Source organism: Streptomyces sp. NRRL F-2580 (assembly GCF_000720115.1).
In the GTDB taxonomy this organism is placed as follows: domain Bacteria; phylum Actinomycetota; class Actinomycetes; order Streptomycetales; family Streptomycetaceae; genus Streptomyces.
In genome coordinates this window covers 1-23121 of record NZ_JOIR01000008.1, presented here as the reverse complement: position 1 = coordinate 23121, position 23121 = coordinate 1, and the positions used below count along the sequence as shown (strand labels likewise).

Below are 23121 nucleotides of genomic sequence, written 5' to 3'. Positions count from 1 at the left end.
GTCAACGGCCCACGGAACGGTCCTCCATGGGGATCAAACCCGATGGTCCTTCCTCGATGCTGTTTCTGGCGATGAGTGCCTCGATGTCTTGATCGAAGGCAGCCCGAATGTCAGCTCCCAGACGCAGCCACCCGAAGAAGCGCGCTGATTCTTTGGCAAGTTCATCGCGTTGCAGTCCAGGAGACTCGGAGAGAATGCCGAGGAGGGCCACCTGTCGCTCGGCAGGGGGAACGTGCAGGACCTTCTTGCGCTCGAGGTCCGCACTCGGCGTACGAGCCGTCGTCACCTCATGCTCCGGCGTATTCCATGCTGTTCCTGCCTGAACTGCCAAGTTCTTTCTGCGCAACCGCTCCAGCGCCTTGCGGACACTGGCCTGCACGATTTGCCCTGCGCGATCAAGCCCCCAAGCTTCCCGCACCCTGCCGATCAGTACTTCCTCCTCGATGGGTCCTTCCACCGAGATGACGTGACGTGCCAACTCCGCCACCAGATCGATCGCCTCGGGCTCGCGCAGGTCGATGTTGCCGAGCCCCGTCTGCCTGCCTAGGACACGCCTGAGTTCGTACAGCTCCTCGAGACGCATCGCGCGGTAGGGGCGGCTCCACTCGGAGCGGTCGGACTCCTCGACGGGAACGATCTCAACCTCTGCCGTCACTGGGACGGCTACGACGACCGGCTCCAGCCCTGTGGCCGTTGCGTGAGGGTCCACGGAGCATGCGGCCTCTACGGCTTCTCGAAGCCGCCGCTGCGCGTCCTTGCGGTTGCGGTACCAGTCCGTTCCCCAGATCCGGTGCAGGTTCCACTTCAGGCCGCGCAGGATCTCCTCCCGCAGCCGGTCACGGTCACGGGCCGCGCGTGACGAGTGGTACATCGCGCCGTCACACTCGATTCCGAGCGCGTACGCGCCGGGAGCTCCCGGGTGCCGGATCGCCATGTCGATCCGGAAGCCCGCCACACCCACTTGGGGCTGCACGTCGTAGCCCCAGCTGCGCAAGGTGTCGAGTACGTCCTCCTCGAACGGGCTTTCCGGCGCGGCCTCCGGGTCGGGTGCTGCCGTGGCCAGGATCGTGGGGCCCTGCTCCGCGTACTGGAGGTACCGCTTGAGGTGCTGGACGCTCTTGTTCGCGCTGTCCGACAGGTCGGAGCCGTGGAAGGAGGCCACGACCTCCACCCGGTGACGCGCCCGGGTCACGGCCACGTTCAGACGCCGCCAGCCGCCTTCTCGGTTGATCGGGCCGAACGTGGCGCGCAGTTTGCCCTGCGCATCGGGTCCGTAGCCGACCGACAGGATGATCACGTCACGTTCGTCACCCTGCACCGTCTCCAGGTTCTTCACGAAGAAGCCGCCCAGGCGGTCCTCCGTGAAGTGGGAATCAAGGTCGGGCCGGGCCTTGCGCGCCTTGGCGACGGCGTCCTCGACGGCCTCTGCCTGCGCCTTGGAGAGCGTGACGATCCCCAAGGTCAGATGCGGCCGCGTCGAGAAGTGGTGGATGACACGATCGGCCACCACTTCGGCCTCACGGATGTTGTCCCGCCGGTTGCTGCGGTCGTACACGCCGTCGGCCTTGTAGAAGGCGACCCCCACGTCGTGACCGTCGGTGACGGCACCGGGGAACACGACCATGGAGTCTTCGTAGAACTCGTGGTTGCTGAAGGCGATCAAGTTTTCGTGGCGGCTTCGGTAGTGCCAGCGCAGCGACAGCTCGCGCAGCACCCCGCTGGCCTTGCAGGCGTCCAGGATCGACTCGAACGCGTCGGGTACCTCCTCGTCCCACTCGTCGTCATCGTCGGAGTCACCGCCGGCGCTGAAGAACGACGTGGGAGGTAGCTGCCGGGGGTCGCCCGCCACGATCAGCGCGTCTCCGCGGTAGACGGCGTTCACGGCGTCCTGTGGAAGGACCTGCGACGCTTCGTCGAAGATCACTACGTCGAAGTGGAAGTCCGGCGGCAGGAACTGGCTGACCGTCAATGGACTCATCATGAAGCACGGCTTGAGCCGCTGTACGACGTCTCGTGTCTCATCGAGGAGCCGTCTCACGGGCTTGTGCCGTCGCTGGAGCTTTGCCTGACGGCTCAGGATCGCGGCCTGTCCCGTCGTCGCCCTACGGGGGCGCCGTGTGTTGCAGGCGTCGATCACCGTTGCGTGGGCGGCCCGCACCAGCCCGCGGTCCAGCCGGCGATAACGCTCCACCAACTGATCCCGGTCGGTGGCGCGTACCACCGAGAGGCGGATGTCGACGGCCAGCTGGTGCTCCACCCAGGCGCGCAGCACGGTGCGCTCCACGGCCACGGGGAAGAGCGACGCCGGCACCTCGCGGTCCGCCAGTTGCGCCGGCAGTTCTTCCAGGCCGTAGCCGCTCAATATTGCCCGGGCCTCGGCGGAGCGGAGCCAGGCATCCGGACCGTACGGATCGTCGGCCATGCGGTCGAGGAGCGCCCGGGCAGCAGGGAACGCGGTCTCCAGCTCGGCACGGACCTCTGCTGCCCGGGCCGGTGCGAAGTGGCCGATGAGGACCTCCGTCCGCTCCAGCCAGTCGCGGCTGCGGCGCTTCACTGACGAATCGGGCGCCGCCTGCAGCAGGAGGCGTGCGGCCTCGGGCGCCAGGGGAGCCGCCGCGCCGGTGCCGGAAGCGCTGCGGCGGGCGCTGAGGGCCCAGTCCAGAGCGTTGTGGATGGTCTCCCGTGAGGTGCTGATCCCGTCGTACAGGTCCCCGAGCAGGCGGCGGTGCTCCACCTCGGCGCTGCGGAAGTCCTCCTCGGTGGTGCGCGCCGCCACGACGGCTGCCACGGCGGAGCGGGCGCTGCCCAATGACAGCCAGGCAGTGGCCCCCTCCGAGGAGTCGGTGACCCGGGTCACCGCGTGGATCAAGGAGGTGGCCTCATCGAGGGGTTCGAGGTGCGTGCGGAGCCAGGCCGCGCCCTCGTGGAGGGAACAGGCACGCAAACCGTAGCCGACAGGGGCCACGGCGGGAGAGTTCGTGAAAGTCGCCCAGTCGGCGCACCGTGCGCGTAGGCGGGTGGCCGTTTCCAGCAGGCCCGGAACGGCGGGCTGTCCGGAACGGAGCGCACGGACGATGCCGCTTCGCCGCACCGGGTCCGCCAAAACCGGTCCGGCCAACCGGTGGGCGTCGGACGCGGCGGCCAGCGCCGAGGCCAGGGCGGCGGTGCGAGGCCGGCCGGCCGGGGCGTACTCGCCCAGGGGTTCCACGGCTTCGGAAGCGTCAAGCTCTGCTTCGGGGCCGCTGCCCGTGGCCTTCAGCCGCACCGCCCGACGCAGCAGTACGTCCTCCAGCGCTGCACCGCCATCATTGTCCGGGCGACTGTCGAGACGCGTGTCCAGGCCCGCGTACCAGCCGCACAGCAGTTCCCGGTCCTCGGGCTCCCTGGCTGCGAACGCCGCGTCCTCCCGCTGCGCCGTGTGAGCCACCGCAATGGCCGTGCGGGCCGAGGCGAGGGTGTGCCCTCTACCCTCGGCGAACTCCCGGCGGCCGACGGAATGCACGATGTCGATCAGCCGTACGGTGTCTTCCAGCGCAGGTGCATGCGCGCGAAGCCAGGCGGCGGCTGCCGCCGGTCCGAGCTCGGCCAGAGCCGCTTCGTGCTCGCGCAGCCGCGACTCCCGCACTGCGGACGTCCACGTGCCCAGATCGCCCTCCAGCCGAGTGCCCCATGCGAGGAGTGCGGGGTCGGAGACGGCTCCATGGGCCAGCTGCGCGGCCAGGCGACGGCGACGCACCGGGTCGGCCACCACGGCTGCGCCCAGCCGGTGCGCCTCCTCGGCCTGGCGCATGGCGCCGTCCAGCGCGTCGAGGTCGGGCAGGTCGTCACCGGCGTAGGCCGCGAGCAAGTCTCCGTACTCGGTCACTGCGGCCTGTACGGCCTCGTGTGCTTGCTGCCAGACCGCAGCCTTGGCCATCTCCTCCTGCAGCCCGCTGTGCCAGGACCCGCCGGTGCTGATTCCGCCGACGAGTTTTCGGTCGGCCCGCACCTGAGAGGACAGACCGGCCGCGAAGCGCCGCCCGTTCTCCGAAAGACGGCGCACCGCTTCGATCAGGCCGGCGGCGCGGGGCGTGTCGGGGCCGAACACGCCCTGTGCCTCCTGCCGGGCCACGTCGAGGACGCCCATGAGGCGGTGCAGTTCGTTCACGGCCCGGCGTGCCGGAGGTAGTACCGCCGGATCGAACCAGGCTTCGGGAGCCCGGTGGACGTTGGTGGCCAGAGCGGCCAGACCCGCCACGGAACGCGTCTCGGAGAGGGGCCCGGGCGGCTCGCACCCCAGCAGATCGGCCGCGTCCACCGCGCACTTCGCTGCGCCTTCCAGCATGTCGGCAAGGCTGCCCCAGCGGCGGGCCAGCGATTCGGCCTCGTCGCTGCCCAGGACGGTGAGATCGGCACCGGGCGGCTTCAGAGTGCCGAGCGCGAGCTCCGCGGCTCCAGGCTGACAGGGCAGATGCGACGGTATGTCCGCCCAGCCCGGCCCCGCGTGTTCCTGCGCGGTCGCCCGCGCCGCAACCGTTCGGTCCCGGCAGACCCCGAACTCTCCCACCGCGCCGGCCACGAGGTCGAGGGCAGCCTGCTGCGCGGCGGCGAAGCCCTCCGGGTCGCACCATGCCTCCAACGGGCGGTGCGGGACACCGGACAGGTCCGCCAGATCGCACAGGGCCACTACCTCGGCCAGTGATCGGGGTTCGTCGACCCCCAGAATCCGGGTGAGCTCACGGGCCGAGGCGGTGGCGGTCCCCAGTAGGTCGGCCACCTTCCTGAATTCGCGGCAGAGGCCGTCCGTCTCTTGCTCGGTCAGTCCGGTCAGATCCAGCCCCCGCGGTTCGAGGGTGGCCAGGGCTTGCTCCGCCGCGGGCGGCTCGGAACGCAGGCGCGGGGACAGCTCCTGCCAGCGGACGCCAACGAGGTCCTGCGCGGTCTGCTGGGCACCCCGTACACGACGGAGTACGTCGAGGAAGGACTCGACCGGATCGGTCACGGAGTGCGCGACGTCGACGTCGGTGAGCCAGCATTCGGGCACGGGCAAACGTTCGTCGAGCAGGCGGAGCAGCTGGATGAGTCGGTTCACCTGGTCCGATGTCGTGAACTGCGCGCCGTCCGTATTGAGCGCTTCGTAGCCGTCGAGGGCGGACAGCAGCCCCCTCAGGGCTGCGCGTGCCTCCTCGAGCGCGGGGCCGGGATGGGGCAGGTCCGAACGCAGCCCGCGCCAGGGGAAGGCCGGGTCCGCCACTGCCTGCCAGGCGCCACCGATGGCACGGGCGGCCTTCAGGACGTTCTCCAGGTCGGCCGCGGACAGAGAGGAAGCGTCGAACCGCCGAGAGGTACCGTCACCAGTGGCCAGGTAGGCGACAGGCGCGTCGTCGAGCACGCCCACCTGTCCGATGACATCGTGCAGCGTGCGGCCCATGGGCTGACGCATCTCGTTCATTGCGGTGGCGTACGCGGACAGCGCTTCGCGGTCGAGGCGTGCCTGGACCCGCTCCTGGTCGGGGAGCCCGCTCGCCTGCGGCTGCTCGGAGAGCGCGCGGCCCAGTTCCTGCGCCACGGCCTTGCGGCTGGTGTTGCGGCTGTGGAGGGCGAGGGCATAGGAGTCGAGCCCCACCGACTGCAACCGCTCCAGTACGACGTCCAGCGCAGCCGCCTTCTCACTGACGAACAGCACACTGCGGCCGGCGTGCATGAGCCCGGCGATGATGTTGGTGATCGTCTGGCTCTTGCCCGTTCCCGGAGGACCGTCGAGCACGAAGGACCGTCCTGCGACGGCGGCCGCGACGGCCTGGCGCTGCGAGGTGTCCGCGTCCAGCACCAAGGGGGTGTCTTCCGGAGGGGCCAGCTCGTCGACCCGCTCCGACGGCACTTCCTCGAAGTCGAAGCGGTCCGAGGCGAGGGCGTCGCCGGGTCCCACCGCCACGGCGCGTACCAGGTCGCTCGCGAGGAGCCGGTCCTCGTTCTCGAGCAGGTCCCGGTACATCGACTCCTTGTGGGAGGAGAAGAGCGCCATGACGGCCTGCTCCTCCACCGCCCACTGGGACTTGCCGGCCACGGCCTTGCGTACGGCCTCGATCACTGCGGTCACGTCACGGCAGTCGGTCTCGGCGACAGGAGCCCAGTCGATGCCGAACTGTTCCAGCTTGATCGGCAGCGCGGGATTGAGCTGTGGGTCCTCGTCGTCGTTCGCCTGGAGGAGCAGCCGCCCGGTGGACGTCCGCACGAGTTCCACAGGGAAGAGGATCAGTGGCGCCTGACTGCTGGTGGTCGCTCCGTCCTCCCGCCAGTGCAGGACGCCGACGCCCAGGTGAAGGGTCCACAGGCCGTAGTCGTTGAACATCTGTGTCGCTTTGGAACGCAGCGAGCGCAGTGACCGTTCAAGGGCAGGAGCCGTGGACTTGTCGGTGACGATGTCGTCTTCACCGGGAGGCGAACACACCGGCTGCTCGCCCTCAATGGGTGCTTCGTCCGGGAGCGGGGCGAAGTACAGCGCACGGTTCTCCAGCAGGCTCACCAGGACCGAGGGCGAGGGGGCCGAAATCTTCAGCGTCGAGGTGCGGGTGTGCCTGAAGTTCAACAGTCGGTTGCGTCCGCTGAGGTCTACGAGTGATGTACGCCAACCTGCCAGGACGGCCTTGAGGCGTTCCAGATCGCTGCCGCCCCCGAAGATACCCGTACCGGTCGTCACAGTCGTCCCCGCTCTCGCTTCGCACCACTCAGGCCCGAAGGAGAAGAGCACGCAACTCTCACCGGGGTACGGCGACACGGGCAGGCCCGGCATCCTCCGACTGATCCCCCTGCGCGACATGCTCGGCCTGTCGCACTCGCCCCCCATGGACGCGCGAATTCTATGGTCATGGTGTGGAAATCAGAAGCCGGTCTCGTAGATGAGGCCAGCCGTCATGGTTGCCCGACGTGAAAGCGGACGGGGTCGGCGAGTACGGCGCGAGCCCCGTCGAAGTCGGCGAGCCGCGCGGCGACGGTGGCGATGGCGAGACGCTCCGGCAGTGCGGCGGAGAACTTCAGTCCGTGCACGGCGCGGGGGTCCACATCCGGCAAGACCAGGGCGGCGCCGCCGCCGGCCCCCTCAAGGGCTGTCCGCCACATCTCCGGTGTGAGGTCTTCACGCAGACGCACGTAGCAGTCGGTCGGTCGCTGGACCGGGTCGCTGATCGACGGCATAGTCGCCGCCAGCGTGGCGTTGGCGCGGTACCCGGCCCACGTCCACCAACGAACGTCCTTCTCCACTCGGGAAACCAGCGTCCCTCCCGGATGGGCCGTGTGCGGCGCGCTCTCCGCACGCCATTCGGTCAGACACACCTCGGCGCGGCGGGTGAGCGACACCGAGGGGTCCGTCCCCAGCAGCACGTCGCGCATCGCGCGGGTCAAGGAGTACGACAGCCCGGCGATCGACCCGCTCGTCCACTTGGCGACGCCGCCGCCGTCGGCCGGCTCGACGAAGACGCGCTTGCGCAGCCAGTCCACGAAGGTGACCTGCCAGCTTCGGCCTCCGAGCAGCAGCCTGCGCGGTCCTCGCCGTTCCGCAGTCAGTACGGAGGGATCCGTCTGGCCGATCTCGGTACGCCCGGCCAGCACGGTGAACTGCGGTGGGGCCGTGAAAGACGCGGTCAGTTCGATGAAGTGACGACGGCCGAAACGACGTTCCGCCTCGGGGCCGATGAAGAGCATGCCGCCGTCTTGGTCGAGGAACCCCTCGTCCACCAGATGACGCAGAATGGGGGCGGACGAGCAGTCGAACGGCGCCAGTCCGTTCCACAGACCGGACCAGGTCTGGTCACCGATCCTGTGTTCTTGGAGAGTGGCGGCGAGGAGCTGTTGTGCCACGAGGTGGCGCGGCTCCGGCGGTGCGACCACCGGTTCCACCCAGCCCTGCTCCCAGCGCAGAAGCAGTCCGGCAGCCTGCAACAGGGAGTCCTTGCCGGTAGCGAGGAGAAGGCAATTGCGGGTACTGCCCGGCCTTCGGCCCGTGCGTCCGATGCGTTGGAGGAACGAGGCGACGGTGCGAGGCGAATCGATCTGGATGACGCGGTCCAGGTCGCCGACGTCGATCCCCAATTCCAGGGTGGACGTCGAGATGATGACGCAGTCGCGCGCCTCCGCGAAGGCCTGCTCCGATCTGGCTCTCTCCCCGGCCGACAGCGAGGCGTGGGAGAGGAAGACCGTCACCTCGCGCGCCCTCAGTGCCGCGCCCAGCTCCTCCACCTGGCGCCTCGATTCACAGAACACCAAGCGCTTCTCGCCACGATGGAGCGTGGCGATGAGCTTGGCGGCGTTGTCGAGGGAACCGACATAGTCGAGCTCCACTTCACCGGCAGGGCGCGCCTTCGGCGCATCGAGGCCGCCCTCCAGGCCGAGCTCCGCGGCAGCGGCGGGTGCCGCGACGAGGTCGGGGGCGATGACCTGTCCCGCTCTCTTCCCGGCGCCGGAGCCCTGGAGCCAGGTGAGCAGATGCTGGGGGTTGCCCACGGTCGCCGACAGGCCGATCCGTTGGACGGGGCGCCCCGTTACCCGCTCCAGTCGTTCCAGCACGGCCAGGAGGTGCCACCCGCGATCGTCACCCGCGAAGGCGTGCACCTCGTCCACCACGACCGCCCGGACACTGCCCAGCACGTGAGCATGGTCGGTCTTCACACCGATGAGCATGGCCTCCAGCGACTCGGGCGTGCTGAGCAGGATGTCCGGCGATTCGGTGCGAATGTGCCGGCGCTGCGACTCCTTCGTGTCCCCGTGCCACAGGGCTGCGCTGCGCCCGAGCCACTGGGCGTACGAGTCGACTCGTGTCACGAGGTTGTTGAGCAGCGCCTTGAGCGGACACAGATAGAGCACGGAGGTACCGGACCAGCCGCCCTCGGACATGGCCGACAGGATCGGCAGGCAGGCGGCCTCGGTCTTCCCTCCCGCGGTGGGGGCGAGGATAACCGCGTCCTCGCCGTCCATCAGGGGATGGATCGCTGCCCGCTGCAGTGGTCGCAGATCGGGCCAGCCCAGGGTGTTCACCACGTGATGGAGTACGACGGGGTCGAGCCGGTCGACGGGATCTTCTCCGCGGGCTCCGCCCATCAGACGTCCAAGTCGATTTCGTCGGCTGACACCGCGGCCGCCAGATTGCGCTCCACCTCGGTGAGTTCGTTGTCCATGACCGTCAGCCGGTAGTGCTGTCGGGGGTCGAAGTCGTCGAACTGGTCGACGCGGTCAAGCACATCGCCGACGAGTTTCTTCAGGAACAGCCGTGGCGCCACCCCGACCTTCCCGCCGAGCGCACCGCCGACCGCCCGCGCGAGGTCGGCGACGTACGCGTCGTCCACGACGGCCTTGACCCGGTCGGGGGCGTCGGCACCCTCCGCGTACAGGTCCCGGATGGTCACGCCGAGACCGATCAGCGACTCCTGCGTGAAACCGGGCAGACGTACCTGGACGGCCCGCGGGTTGTCGAACCGAGGGTCCGTGGTGAAGTCGGTGGCGAGACGCTGGGCCAACGGAGGCAGCCTTTGTACGCCTTGCTGACCGTCGTAGAACGCCGGAGTTCCCGTGATCACCAGATAGAGCCCGGGGAAGCGGCCCGAATGCACCTCGTCGATGAGCTGCCGCAGTGCGTTCAGAGCCTTGTCGCGGGCGTCTGAGCGGACCCGCTGCAACGTCTCCACCTCGTCGAGGACCACGAACAGCCCCCGGTGCCCGGAGTCGCGGAGCACCGTCAGCAGCCCCTGCAGGAATCCGAACGCCCCGAAGTGGTCCAGATCGCCGCGCACCCCGGCGGACCGTCTGGCCGCCGCGGCCACGTGCGGCTGGCCGCCCAGCCATGCCATGACCGCTGCGGCCGTCTTCTCGTCTCCCTCGGTGAGGGCTGACCGGTAGCCCCGCAAGGCCGTAGCGAAGGAAGGGGCGTGTCGGGACACCTCGGCCAGCCGCGCCGTGAGCAGCTTCTCGACTTCAGCGGGGAGCTCCTCCTCGTCGGCACCGGCTGCGAGTGCGTCCTCCTCCAGGGCGTAGAACCAGGCGTCCATGACAGGCCTGAGGGCACTCGGCGGGAAGCTCGCGGTGGTCAGCCGCTCGGTCAGCCGCCGGTACACGGTCTCCAGCTTGTGCAGCGGCGTCTCGGTCTCCGAGATCTGGATCTCGGCTACGGCGAGGCCCAGTCGCTTGGCCCGCTCGCCCAGCCAGCGGGTGAAGAAGGTCTTGCCCGAGCCGTACTCACCGCGTACGGCCTTGAACACCGAGGAGCCGGAGGCGACCGCGTCGAGCTCGGCATCGAGTGCCGTCTCGAACCGGCTCAGCCCGGTGGCCAGCAGATCGAGCCCGCTTTCGGGTACGGCTCCGCGACGCAGGGCGTCGATCACCGCACGGCGACGTGCCGCACTGGCCGGAGAGGGACGGGAGGAAGCAGCGGTACTCACGTCATCAGTGTCCCATCGCGGTGACGCATGGTGGTTGGCTGAAGTCCATTACCGGCTCGGCCAATCTCGTTGACCGTTATGTCGCGCGGTTGGTCTAATCGCGCACCGCGTGGAGAGCGCGCAGACCGGCAAGGGTGGGGAACAGGCACGTGGCGGGACTCGACAATGTAAAACTCAAGGCGCTCCTGGCGGATGTGGCATCCGGGGCCCTCCAACTGCCCGACTTCCAGCGGGACTGGAAGTGGGATGACGATCGAATTCGAGCCATTGTTGCGACGGTGACGCTCGACTACCCCCTGGGCGTGGTGATGACGCTGGAGGCGGGCGGCGACTCACCGTTCCGTGCCCGTGCCCTCACCGGCGCGAAGGTGTCGGAGGACGTGGCGCCCAGCCTCCTGCTCCTCGACGGCCAGCAGCGCCTCACCTCCCTGTTCCAGGCGCTGTTCCAGGAGACTCCCGTCGAGACCAGCGATGCACGGGGCAACGCCGTCAGGCGCTGGTACTACGTGGACATCGAGAAGGCGGTCGGCTCGCCCGCGGACCGCGACGAGGCCATCGTGTCCGTACCGGAGGACAAGGTGCTTCGGGCCAACTTCGCCCGGGACGTCGTTCATGACCTGACCACCGCCAACGGCGAGTGCGCCGCCGGACTCTTCCCCTTGCGCATTGTCTTCGACACCGCGAAGGTGAACGCCTGGCGACGGGCGTACGAGAAGATGGACGACGGCCATTTCGATCGGTGGAGCCGTTTCGAGGAGCAGGTTCTCGAGCCTGTGCGCTCCTTCCAGGTGCCCATGATCAAGCTGGCTGCCTCCACCTCCATGGACGCCGTGTGCGCCGTCTTCGAGCGCGTGAACACCGGCGGTGTGCCCCTCAACGTCTTCGAACTGCTGACGGCGACCTACGCCGGCGACCGCGCCTACCGCGAGCGGACGGGGGACTACTACCAGCTGCCGCAGGCCTGGCGGGCGATCAAGGAGGAGCTGGCCGGCCGTCATCCGGTGTTCGGCCGACTCGAGGCGGGCATCGACGACGGACTGAGCAGCAGCGACTTCCTGCAGTCCGTCGCGCTGGTGCGCACCTGGTTGCGGAAGCAGGACGGGCAGGGCACCGGTGTCTCCTGCAAGCGCCGAGACCTCCTGGAACTCCCCCTCGCAGACTTCGAGTCGCTTGCTCCCCGGCTTGCCAAGGCGTTCGCATGGGTGGGTGCCTTCTTGGAGAGGCAGTGCATCGTGCGCGCTGCCGATCTGCCCTACCGCACTCAGCTGGTACCCCTCGCCGCCGTCAGGGCCATCCTCGGGGAGGCGACGGACACGCTCGGCGCGGAGGACATGATCACGCAGTGGTACTGGTGCGGCGTGCTCGGTGAGATGTACGGAGGCTCCACCGAAACCCGCTTCACGCGGGACGTCGAACAGCTCGTGGCCTGGGTTCGGCGCGGGGGACCCGCCCCCGAGACCGTGACCGACGCCTACTTCTTCCCGGAGCGGCTGGACACGCTCACGACTCGCAACAGCGCCGCCTACAAGGGAATCTACGCCCTGCTCATCAAACAGGGCGCGGTGGACTGGCACTACACGGAGACCCCGCTGAAGCCCAGCCTGATGGACGAGTACGGGGTGGACGTCCGCCACGTCTTCCCCCGGGCCTGGGTGCGCCGGAACCAAGAAGGGGGCAAGACCTCCCCCGCCAACTCCATCGTCAACAAGACACCGCTCTCCCTGCGTGCGGCTCAGGCCCTCACCGGTGCTCCGGGTGCCTATCTCGACTCGCTCGCCGCTGCCTCCGACATGCGCCGTGAGTGGTTCGACGACGTCATCGCGACACATCTGATCGATCCGTACCTGCTGAGGAAGAACGACTATGAGGCGTTCTACGCGGCACGGGCCAAGCAGCTCGAGGACATGGTCTACCACGCCATGGGCAAGCGGACGATCCTGCGTGACATGACCGACGCCAAGGCGGTCAAGTGAGCAAGAAGCCGAGCACGGAGAAGCTTCTCGCGCTCAAGGGAACGGATCTTCCCCTGGGGGACCTGCTGGACCTGTTCGGTGTGCGCGTGCGCCGGCCGTGGAACGTGCACGACATCGCGCAAGCACTCACCGACGCAGGGCTCGCCACTCTCCCGGACTTCGCCAATTGCGCTCCGGGCGAGCGTGTCCAGATCGTCGCCCTCGCCGCGGCCGCCCAGGCCACGTTCGTGCCCGATGAGGCCGAAGAGGTCGAAAGGGATCCGCTTCCTTCGGCTTCGCTGCCGCAACGGCTCCGGATCGGTGACCTGCCGTCCGCCCGCGGTGGAGTGCGATGCGTTTCCGCCACCACGGAACTGTCACAGGCGACGTACCTGATGCGCCACAGGGGCTATGCCCAGGTGCCTGTCACGACGGGCATGACGACCCTCCACGGCGTCATCACCTGGCGTTCTCTGGCCCTGATGTACGAACGGGGCAAGGAGCGCAGCCTGGAGAACGCCATGCAGCAGGAGTCCCTGCCGGTGGCCGACGCACGACAGGAGTTTTTCTCCTGCCTGCCCATGCTGTCAGAACACGGTTATCTGCTGATCCGGGGCGAAGACGGGAGCCTGTCCGGCATCGTGACGCAGGCCCACGTCGTGCACCGCTTCGAGAGCGCGGCCCGCCCCTTCTTCCTCCTCGGCGAGCTCGAGTCGCTCCTGCGCCGGTGGCTGGGAACCAAGCTCACCGAAGACGCGATCAAGGCCGTTCAGACCAATAAGAAGGCCGAGAACCGTTCAGGCAGGGTCGAGGATCTGACGTTCGGCGACTACGTCTACCTCCTCAACGGAGAGCAGAGCAAGCAGGTCATGGCTCAGCAGGCGGACCTCAACTGGGCCGCGCTCCAGTGTGAATCCCTGGACCGCGGCCAGTTCGTCCGTCATCTGCAGCGGGTGAAGGACATCCGCAACCGGATCGCCCATTTCGATGCGGAGCCCTTGCCGTCCGAATCGATGCGGGAGCTGACCGCCTTCACGACCTTGCTGCGGGACTACGTCGGCTGAGCTACTGCCTCACACCCCGAACTGCAACCGCAGCAGGTTTCTGTCCAGACGGAGGGTCCGTCCGTCCGGCAAGGTCTGGAGGACCTGCACCCCGTCGTAGTTGAGGAGTTGGCGCAGCACTGCGGCAAAGCCGTCTGCACGAGTGGCCGGGTAGTCGACGCGCTGCGCCACGGCCGTCACGGGCAGGGTTCCTCCGGCCTCCAGGAGTGCCCGGATCGCCTTCTCCAGCTTGTCCATGGGCGGCTTGCGGGCCAGCAGCCCGACCTGGTCCTGGAACGCCTCCGACGCGAGCAGTGCGGTGATCAGTACATCGTCCGGCGTGACGAGTACGGCTGCGACCAGGGCTTCCTCGTGCTCGGCCGCCGGTACCACGGCGACGTCGAACAGTGAGTCGTGCGTCTGGGCCAGCTCGGCCTGCGCTTTCGTCGGCTTCTGCCGGACCGGCTTGTCAGCGGCTACGGGCCTACCCGTGGGCACCCCGGCCTGCGCCGGCGTTGTGACATGGGCCGAGGCCGCCTGTCCGTCGAGGACCCACCACGGCGGCTCCTGGTCACCGAGCTCCCGCCAGTCCACCGGCGGGATGGCGCCGAACGGCAGGAAGGCGAGCACCGGGATGGTGAACTCCCGCAGCGAAGCCCCGCCGTGATAACCCGCCTTGAGAGCCGTGTAACGGGAGTCCGCGTCCCAGAGGGCCACGATCGAAGCGCCAGGCTCGGGCCACACCACCCGCGGCCCGGACAGTGCCACCTCGGTCTCGCCCGGCGTTCCGCCGGGCAGCCGGTGGCGGGCGGATTCCGGCGCAACCGCGTCCGCCTTGATGCCCCGCCGGTCCACGACGTGGCCGTGGTCGCTGGTCAGGATGACGGCCATGCCCTGGGCAGCGGCCACTCGCAGCAGGTCGCGCAGTCGCCCTATCTCGTCGATCCGCCAGGCACCGTCACCGAGCTTCTGCTCTTTGGCGAGGCGGTCGTCGATGGTGTTCAGCACGACGGCGATGTGCGTCCGCTCGTCGGCCAGCGACTCGGTGAGTTCCGGGCCGAAGGTGTCTCCGGAGCCCTCGGCCCGCAGGTCGTCCTTGTGGAACACGGCGGCCGGAGCCCCGCCCCAGAAGGCATGTGCGGGGAACAGCCGCTTCTCGTCCGCCTGCGACCCCTTCGTCAGCTTCCCCGCGAACAGGGACGTACGGCAGACCGACGTCAGTGTGGGCAGGGCGGCGGCCATCGCGCGGCGGCGCGGCGCTCCTTCCTTCACCGGGTCGAACTCGGCCCAGGAAGCGCGTAGTTCCTCGCCGAGCTCGGCGGCGATGGCCGCGCTCATCCCGTCCAGTACGAGCAGCAGGACACGCCGTCCGGAGCCGCCGCGCACGACGGGCTTCACCACCCGGTCGAGGAAGGTCTCCACGGTCAGCATGGAGCCGGGCGGGGTGCCCGCTGCCGTCCAGGTCGCCAAGGTGTGGGCGAACTCGCGGTCGATCTCGTACCGCTTGGCGCGCACCCGTGCGCCGAGCATGTCGTACGCGGCCTTCAGGACGGGATCCGGGTCCCCGCCGGCCTCGATGTGCTCAAGAGCCCGGTCCACCCACCCCGTCTCGTCGATCTGCCGCGCTATGGCGTCGGCCACCGAGCCGGACTCGGTAACCGGCTCGTCGGACAGCCACTGGGCCAGCCGCTGCGCCATCCTGGCCCGCTCCAGACGCGCTCGCGCCTCCGGCCCGTCGACCCTCTGGTGCTCGCCCAGGGCGCGCACGGCCGTCGACACCGCCTCGGGCCGTCCGGAGGTCAGCGCCCGCCCCACCGCGGCGAACCGTGCCTCGAGGCCGTCCGCCAGCACCGGACTCGCCTGCGCGGCCACCTCGGCACCGAACTGCCGGACCAGTGCGGTCGCGCGGTCCAGCACGGTGTCGCTGAGCCGCCGCGCCTCGCGAGCTTCGCCCCGATCGCCGGCCGTGCCGCGCGTGGATGCCGCCAGCAGGGTGCGGACGTACTCCTCTGCGGCCTGCCCGAAGCGGGACACCAGGGCGTCGAGTTCCTCCCCGGTGGCCGGCGGCTGCTCGCCGAACCAGCGTTCGGCGCGCCCCCGGGCCCGGTAGGTATCGGCGTCCGGCTCGCAGTGCAGCCAGAGCGAGGCGCAGACCAGGCCGAAGGCCACCGCGTCCGCTCCGTGGTCGGCGCCCACGAGGGCGAGCAATGCCCTTCCGGCGGGCCCGGCCTGGTCCTCCTCGCCGAGGAACGTGGCCAGGCCGGCCCGCTCGGGCCCGCGCAGTTCCAGCAGCCGTTCGGGGCCGCCTGCGGCCAGGGACCAGCCGAGCAGGGTGTGTGGGTCCAGGCTGTCGCCCGCCACGGTACGGCCCGAGGGGCCCGCTTCGGTGTCGTACCGGCCGAGCCGCAGCCGGCGCAGGGCGAGGGCGGACAGTGCGGTACGCCGCGACAGCATGCCGCCGGCCAGCGGCGGCCAGCCGCCGGGCGGTGTGGCGTCGAGCAGGGCCTCCGCCGCCCAGTTGACCTCCTTCAGCCGGGGGTCGACCTGCTCGGCGCCGAAGGCCTCGCGGACCACGTCCCAGCTGTCCACGGCCTCGATGCGCTGCTTGTGCGCGCGCGCCAGGATCGCCGGGTCCAGTTCGTTCTGCTCCCGGTCGGTCAGGACGACGAGGACGGCCGGACCTGCTGCATCCGCGCCCAGATGCCCGAGGAGCAGCTCGTGGACGGCGAGGGGCGAGGCCGCGGCCGCGATCCGGGCGGTCAGCCCGTCACCCCAGGAGGGCTCGGCGGGGCCGTCCCACTGAGGCGCCGAGCGCAGCAGGACCGCCCGCCGCCGGTCGCCGCCGCCGAGGGAGACGGACAGTGAGCTCTGGGACGACAGGTACTGGGTGACGGTCGCCAGGTTCAGCCGTACGGCAACCGTCGCAGCGGTGGTGGCAGTGCTCATCGGTCGACGACCCGCCAGGTGATCTCGATGGTGGCGCCGGGCTCCCTGGCGGCCAGTTCGGCCAGTTCGGCCTGCAGTTCGGCCGCCGCGCGGGCGGCCGTGGTGCGTCCGCCGCCGGAGCGGCGCCCGCGGCTGCCGCCGGCCGAGGCGACCGGGGCGGGCGTGATCTCTTCGGGAACCCTGGGGTGGCTGGTCACGGTGGTCAGCGGTACGTCACCGGGGCCGGGCGCAGGCTGCACGGGTACCGGCGCGGGCTGCGGCGCTGCCGCCGCCCGGTTGCGCTTGACCAGCGCGAGGACCTCGCGCTGGGTGCGGGCGAGGGCCTCCGTCAGGTCGTTGGTCCGCTGGTCCTTCTGAGCCACGTTGCGGAGCGAGTCCAGCAGGGCCTCCCCGTCGGGACCCTCCGCTGAGGCCAGGTCGAGGGTGTTCCAGGAGGCCGCGGCCAGGGCCTGGGCCACGGTCCGGGCCTGGACGATCGAGGTGCCGTAGCGGTCGGGATTGACCTGCCCGAGGTCGAAGCCGGCCAGGGCCTCCACCGTCTTCTTCGCCCCGGCCGCACCCTGCCCGGCGGCCTTGGTGAGGGCGTCCAGCAAGGCCACGGCCCGCCGCGCGATGGCCAGGCGCCCCGCCTCGTCCGTCTCGTCGAGTCGGAGGAAACTTGTGTGCTCCTCCAGTCGCGCGAGCAATTCGGCCGCAGCTTCCTGATGGCCGCGCGCCTGCTCGGTGATCTGCCGGGCGAACTGGTTGACGATCCGCCCGCGCCGCAGGGTGGGCGCCGGCTTGCCGAAGATCTTCTCGAACCGCTGGCACGCCGCCTCCCAGTCCTCCTCGGAGGGCAGCGGCTGGCTGCGCAGCGCGTCCCGCGGCGAGATCTGCGTCAGCTCGGGCGCCGGGTCGAGGGGCATGCCCTCGCGCACCCACACCCGGTCGTCCATCTCCGCGAAGGAGGCCACTACGAGCCGGACCAGGAAGTCGGGCAGGCCGCGCGGGGCCGGCCGGTCTGTCCAGTCGGTGAGGGTGATCAGGGTGAGGTCGCCGGTCACGCCCTTCTCACGGGCGAGCTGGCGGAAGTGGTCCGCCCAGTACGGGGACAGCTCGAAGTACGCCTCCTTCTGCTGGCCCAGCCGCAGCGGCCCGGCCACCCGACGCATGAGCGTCCGGTCGCCCGCCGGGACCTCGGCACGGCCGTCACGGGCCTCCGCTGCGGCCCGGATATGGGTGAACACCTTCCGCGCGTCGGCGGCCTTGACGGTCGTCCCGGAGTTCTCCGGGTCGAAGTCCGGGTGCTCCGGGTACTGGGAGGCGAGCAGCTTGCCGGCGATGTGCCGGATCCCGTCGCGCAGGGACTGGCCGAAGGACAGGGTGAGCCCTTCGACCTCCCGGAGCGACTCCAGGTGGTCGCTGAAGCCGAGCTCCACGTCCGTGGCCTTCTTCTCGGCCAGGCCGTACGCCTGCTTGAAGGCGGCCTTCACGTTCTTGAGCAGGGACTCCCGCTGGGTTTCCAGGAGCCCCTTGGCACGGGCCCGGTTGTCGGCGTTCAGGTGGCCCGCGTACTGGCTGTCGAAGCGCTGGGCGTCGGCGAGCGCCCGGTCGATGACGACGAGCCGCCGGAAGTCCGCGTACCGCTGGCTGGACAGGTGGGCGGGCAGCCAGGCGACCGTACGGGACCGCTCGTCTTGCTGCTTCTCGCGCAGCCGCCGCACCCGGTTGGCGTCCTCGACCGGCCCGTACTCGCCGTCGTCGAAGGGCAGGTCGATGGCGATCCGCCAGCGGCCCTCCTCGCGCGGCATCAGGTCGTGGTCGGGCAGCTCGTCCTCGTCCGCGAGGTTCCCGAAGATCACCTCGACGGCGCGGGAGGTGCCCCGCCAGACGAAGTTCAACTCGTCGACCAGCTGGCCCTGTTCCACGGCGAGTTCCTCGGCGAGGAGCCGCTTGGCGAGCGCCAGCCGGTTGCCCGGGTTGTCGTTTACGTTGGCATTGGCGATGACCGAGTCGACGTCGACCCCGGACAGCTCCAGCCGGACACCCGGGTTGGCCTCGGTACCGGTCTCCTTGATCTCCGGGAACCGGCCCGCCCACTCGGCGACCTTGTTCTTCAGGATCCCGTACTCGCGGCCGGGGATCGGGGCGACCACCGAGCCGTAGTTCAGCGCTGACAGCCGCCGGATCGTCAGGTCGGCGAGGGCGGGCACGCTCGGCGCGAGCGCGGAGAGCAGCAGGGTGCCGATGATCCGGTTGTCGCCGACGAAGGTCTTCACCCGGCCGCGCAGAGCCGGGTCGGTGATGCTGTCAGGGCGGTGCCTGTACTGCTCGACGTCTTCCTCCGACACGTTGTACGTGGCCAGGAGGTACGGGCGCAGTTTGGTCCGGTAGAGCTTGTCGGCCGCCTCGAAGACGACCCTGAGGCTGTCGGTGAAGGGCTTGTCGCCGCCTGCGGTGATCAGCGGGTACAGGTCGCCGACGGGAATCAGGTCACCGAGGCGCAGCTCGTCGCGGTGGTCGGCGAGGAGCTGGCCCATCAGCTTCATGCCGGTCCGGTTGCGCTGGAGCGCGGACGACACGTGCACGAGGGTGTCCATGAAGGCGGGCGAGAACGGATAGGTGAGCCGGAAGCTCTCCTCGTCCGCGCCGACCCCGTCGGCACCGCGGTCGGACCCGAGGAGGGTGTCCCACACCTCCTGGCGGACCTTGCGGGTCTTCTCGAACTCGGCGGTGATCAGCGAGGCCGCCTCGACGCTCTTGGGCTGCAGCAGCCGGGCGTGCGCGACCTGGGGGAGGTTGCGGTCCTCCAGCGTGATCTTGTCGAACCGGCCGGAGGCCTGGTTGAGGGTGTCCTGGATGGAGGACTCCGCCGCCCCCGACAGCTCCTCGCCGACCAGTTCGCGCAGGTCCCGCTGACGGGCGATGAACGACACGATGGGGATGGCCCGGCGGGCGTCGGCGCCCTCCACGAAGTTCGTGATCTTGCCGGCTTCACGGCCCACGAACTTCTGGTTGTGGATGAGGCTCGCCAGCCACAGGATCAGCTCGTCAAGGAACAGGATCAGGCCGTCGTAGCCGAGGGACTTGGCGTGCGCGGCGATCACGGAGAGGCCGGCGTCCAGCGAGATGAACCCGTGCTCGTTCTCGGCAGCGTTCTGGGCGAACCCGGGCAGCAGGTTCGTGCTCGCCTCCTGGACGAGCCGGGCCCGCAGCTCGGCGGGGGTGGACGGGCTGATGATGTTGAGTGCGACCCCTGCCTCGTGGACCTCTTCCGCCGCCATCGCGACGTCCAGCAGATCGGAGTTCCAGGCGAAGGACTCGCCCCACTCGTCGCCCTCCTCGTCGCCGGCCGCGCCGCCGACGGGGAGGAGACCCTTGATGACGGCCTCGTCGCCAATCCGTTCCCGCATGGCCCGGATGTCCGCGAAGAGCGCGTCGGTCCGGTACACCTGCGGGGTCGGGGCGTCCGGGTGCAGCTTCTTGACGTGGCTGACGTACGTGCCCAGCACCCGCTGCTCCAGGGCCTTGGCCCCGAGCATGTGGTACGGCACGAGCAGGAACTTCTTCCCGTCCGTGCCGAGCCACTCGTGCTTGCTGAGCACCGGGTCGAAGTCTCCGCGGGCACGAGCAGCCGGGCTGCCGCCGAGCAGGGCGTGCAGCACGGCCATGAAGTGCGACTTACCGGAACCGAAGGAGCCATGGAGGTAGGCGGCCTTGGAGGTGTGGCCGTCCAGAGCCGCCTTGATCAGGCCGAGGGCCTCGTCGAAGTTCTCCAGCAGGCGCTCCGTGACCACGTAGTCCCGCAGCGCGTGCTCGGCACCTTCCGGAGTCGTCGCCTCGGAGAGCTGCAGGACGAAGTCGGAGGTGGAGATCGACTCCTTGATGTCGATGACATCGCGGAGCAGAGGCGGCTGCTGGGCCATTGGGTGTCTCGCTCACCTTCTGACGGCGTGCGCCGTCGCTGCGTGCCGGATCGGATCCCGGGCCGACATTTCTCAGGACATTCTCCGACACCCACCCGGCGGCAGGACAGGGATCCGGCGATCTTCCGCCGGTCACCCCGTCACCCGCCACCGACATCCGGCGGCGTGCGGTGCGCGGCGGGCGTGAGCCGGGTTCCCGCCGGCGGGTCCGGGGCCGCCCGCCGGCTCCGCTCGTTGACCTCGGCCACCCGCGCGCTCAGCAACTCCGCCGGGCCGACCGGTGCCACCTGCGCCGGGTCGGCGTCCCACTCCGGGCCGCCGAGGAGCGGCCGGAGTCGGACGTACGGGCCGATCCGGTTGGTCACGATGCCGACGCGGCGGGAGCGGGTATCCCGGACGGTGTCGCCGATGGCGGGGTGGTGGGCTGGGGGTGGGGGAGCGGGTGGTGGGGAGGGGATTTCCTCCGTCACCGGGAGGCGCCCCTGGTGATCACGGTCGCCAGGGCGTGCGCCACCGGGGCGGAACAGATCCCGAGGTGCACGAGGGCATACCGGGCCTCGTCCGCCCAGGGGGTACGGACGTCCATGGCGGGCAGCTGGATGCCGGCCCGGGTGAGGGCGGCGGCGAGAGCGTCGCGGGCGTACATGGCCTCGTGGATCTTCTGTTGGGCGATGTGGTCGGGTTCGGCGGCTGTGGTTTCGGTGGTGCGGTCGTGTGAGGTCATGGCGGTGCGCTCCCTTGGCGGTTCTGCGGATTCGCTGACCGGAGCGCACGGCGTGGATTACCGTCCGTAGTCCGGGCATTACGAGGATGTATCCGGAGAAGGTCACACACACTGTTCGTGGGCTGTGATTCCCCGCCGTACGGCACTACTTCCACACCTTCCACGGACGTCACGGAGGGGAGCCGCCATGCCGCCTCGGCGGGTGATCACGGGCCGCAGCCAGGAACCACGCCAGCGGTTCGCGGAGGAGCTACGGAGCCTGCGGACGGGCAGCGGAGCGAGCCTGCGGCAGCTCGGTGAACGACTGGGCTGGGACTGGTCGCTGTTCGGGAAGATGGAGAAGGGCGAAACGCTGGGCGGCCCGGAGGTCGTCCAGGCGCTGGACCAGCACTACGGGACGCCGGGGTTGCTGCTGGCGTTGTGGGAGCTGGCGGCGGGGGACAAGACGCAGTTCCGGGAGCGGTACCGGCGCTACATGACGCTGGAGGCCGAGGCGCTGAGTTTGTGGCACTTCGCGGTGAGCGTGCTGCCGGGCTTGTTGCAGACGCCGGGTTACGCGCGGGAGGTACTGGCCACAGGGGGGCTCAAGGGCGAGGAGCTGACGCAGCAGGTGGACGCGCGGATGGGGCGGCGGGACTTGCTGGAAGGGGAGGATGCGCCGCCCTTTCGGACGATCCTGTCGGAGGCGGTGCTGCGGACGGCGCTACGCGATGAGGGGGCTTGGCGGGAGCAGTTGGAGAACCTGGCCGAGATGGCGGAGCGCCCGAACGTGACCATGCACGTCCTGCCATTCAGCGCTGGGCCATGTGGCCTGGATAGCACTGCTGTGATGTTTCTGCGCCTTGCGGAGGGGCGTACGGTGGCATACACGGAGAACGCGTACCGGGGCGAACTCATCGAGGAGAGCTTGCCGGTGGAGCGACTGCAACGTGCCTACGATGCGGTGCGCGACCTGGCGCTTTCCCCAGCCGAGTCGCGGAAGTTCATCCTGCGCCTGTTGGAGGAAGTACCGTGCGACCCATCGACCTGAGCGCTGCAACCTGGCGCAAGAGCTCCTACAGCAACTCGGACGGCGGCGAGTGCATAGAGGTCTCCGACGACTTCGCGGCCGTGGTTCCTGTGCGGGACAGCAAGAACCCGCGCGGCCCCGTGCTCGTGTTCCCGTCGGGTGGCTGGTCGTCCTTCGTCACCGCCGTCAAGAGCGGCCAGGTGTCGGCCTGAGCCACTCCCCGTGCGCGCTTGAACCGCGACGGCCCCGTAACGGACTTGCGTCTTTTTCACGGGGCCGTCGGTTACTTCGGCAGCCCTACTTCTTGACGGTGCGACGCCCCCGCGCGGCGGCAACTGGTCGCCAGGCGCGCAGGTCGTCATCGGTCAGACCGTGCTCGCCCTGTACCATTTGCCGGTCGCCCTGGAAGAACGCGGCGGGCGAGGCGCCGAAGTTCGCGTCGAACTCGTCGTGCCACTGGTCCAGCCAGGGCTGGAGCTCCAGCAGTCCGGCAAGGAACGGCGTCAACTCCTCGGTGGTCAGCGCCTCGTGAGACGCGATGTACGCGTCCAGCGCGTACGCCTGCTGCCCGTGATCCCATCCGGCCCAGCCGTAGAGGTCGGGGGTGGGCGTGTTGGTCTGCCCGTAGGAGATGAACCGTTCCTTGGGCACGTCCAGCTTTCCGCGTGCGCGCCAGTAGGAGGGTCGCAGGAAGTCGGCCGAGGTGTACTTCGGCGGTACGGGAGTGGTGTCCCGGATCTTCCGCTTGGCCGGCTCGTCCGGAGCGGCGTCCTCCTGTCGCTGGAGGTCCCAGACGTGTTCCCAGTCCGCCCGCTTCTTCAGCCCGGAGGGCTTGTAGCGCAGGGCGGGCAGGAACGGCACGTGCTCGTCGGTCATCAGCTCGGCGACGACGGCGGGCAGCTCCTTGCGGGGCGCGTAAATCTTGGCGACGGAGACGAAGTCCTCGTCGCGCGAGAGCGCATCGGTGAGCCGGGAGAGTGAGACGAGAGTCGGCATACCGTTCTCGTCAAACCAGTGGTCACGGTTCTCGATCCGGTCTAGGGCGTGTATCGAAAGTGCCTGGTGAGGATGACGGAGAGCCCTTTTGTGATCAAGAATGATTGGATGGTCATGCTTGAGACTCCCCGTTTGATCCT

General features: G+C 69.5%; 11 protein-coding genes and 1 pseudogene. 4 read left to right on the top strand and 8 right to left on the bottom strand.

The window, feature by feature from the left end; all coding sequences use genetic code 11:
• Position 1: 1 nt before the first annotated feature.
• From IF88_RS0110220 to brxD, 3 genes are all read right to left on the bottom strand, one after another.
• Positions 2-6772 (bottom strand): DUF3320 domain-containing protein, encoded by a 6771-nt coding sequence (locus IF88_RS0110220; RefSeq protein WP_078892814.1) that lies wholly within the window; start codon positions 6770-6772, stop codon positions 2-4.
• Positions 6773-6891: 119 nt separating this feature from the next.
• The gene (locus IF88_RS0110215) at positions 6892-9072 is read right to left on the bottom strand and encodes a DEAD/DEAH box helicase (protein WP_030709501.1); all 2181 of its coding nucleotides are present in this window, start codon (positions 9070-9072) and stop codon (positions 6892-6894) included.
• Positions 9072-10406: a BREX system ATP-binding protein BrxD gene (gene brxD, locus IF88_RS0110210; protein ID WP_030709499.1), complete on the bottom strand. Its 1335-nt coding sequence runs from the start codon at positions 10404-10406 to the stop codon at positions 9072-9074. The genes IF88_RS0110215 and brxD overlap by 1 nt, the downstream gene beginning before the upstream one ends.
• Before the next feature lie 149 nt (positions 10407-10555).
• Between brxD and IF88_RS0110205 the strand changes: the two genes are divergently transcribed.
• Positions 10556-12379, top strand: a complete 1824-nt coding sequence (locus IF88_RS0110205; protein WP_030709497.1) for a DUF262 domain-containing protein — start codon at positions 10556-10558, stop codon at positions 12377-12379.
• Entirely contained in the window at positions 12376-13422 is a 1047-nt protein-coding gene (locus tag IF88_RS0110200; RefSeq protein ID WP_030709495.1) for a CBS domain-containing protein, read from the top strand. Before IF88_RS0110205 ends, IF88_RS0110200 begins: the two co-directional genes overlap by 4 nt.
• A 9-nt stretch (positions 13423-13431) precedes the next feature.
• Here IF88_RS0110200 and pglZ read toward each other — a convergent pair whose 3' ends face one another.
• The 4 genes from pglZ to IF88_RS0110180 form a co-directional block, all read right to left on the bottom strand.
• A complete protein-coding gene (gene pglZ, locus IF88_RS0110195) occupies positions 13432-16347 on the bottom strand; it encodes a BREX-2 system phosphatase PglZ (RefSeq protein ID WP_030709493.1) in 2916 nt (971 codons plus the stop codon).
• Complete coding sequence (gene pglY, locus IF88_RS0110190) at positions 16344-20252, bottom strand: BREX-2 system ATPase PglY (protein ID WP_030709491.1); 3909 nt, start codon at positions 20250-20252, stop codon at positions 16344-16346. Before pglY ends, pglZ begins: the two co-directional genes overlap by 4 nt.
• A gap of 140 nt (positions 20253-20392) precedes the next feature.
• A complete protein-coding gene (locus IF88_RS43355; protein ID WP_324617190.1) occupies positions 20393-20722 on the bottom strand; it encodes a hypothetical protein in 330 nt (109 codons plus the stop codon).
• Positions 20719-20898, bottom strand: coding sequence for a hypothetical protein (locus IF88_RS0110180; protein WP_051836709.1), 180 nt, complete (start codon positions 20896-20898; stop codon positions 20719-20721). Before IF88_RS0110180 ends, IF88_RS43355 begins: the two co-directional genes overlap by 4 nt.
• Positions 20899-21163: 265 nt before the next feature.
• Here IF88_RS0110180 and IF88_RS0110175 point away from each other — a divergent pair, with 265 nt between their 5' ends.
• Together IF88_RS0110175 and IF88_RS0110170 are read left to right on the top strand one after the other, a co-directional pair.
• Positions 21164-22006 carry a helix-turn-helix domain-containing protein gene (locus IF88_RS0110175; protein ID WP_030709486.1) on the top strand — a complete coding sequence of 281 codons (843 nt, stop codon included), beginning with the start codon at positions 21164-21166 and terminating at the stop codon, positions 22004-22006.
• Positions 21988-22197 (top strand): DUF397 domain-containing protein, encoded by a 210-nt coding sequence (locus IF88_RS0110170; protein WP_030709485.1) that lies wholly within the window; start codon positions 21988-21990, stop codon positions 22195-22197. The genes IF88_RS0110175 and IF88_RS0110170 overlap by 19 nt, the downstream gene beginning before the upstream one ends.
• Before the next feature lie 85 nt (positions 22198-22282).
• Here the strand turns inward: IF88_RS0110170 and IF88_RS0110165 are convergent.
• Positions 22283-23047 (bottom strand): annotated as a pseudogene (locus IF88_RS0110165) (DUF7008 domain-containing protein); the annotation flags it as partial.
• Positions 23048-23121 lie beyond the last annotated feature (74 nt).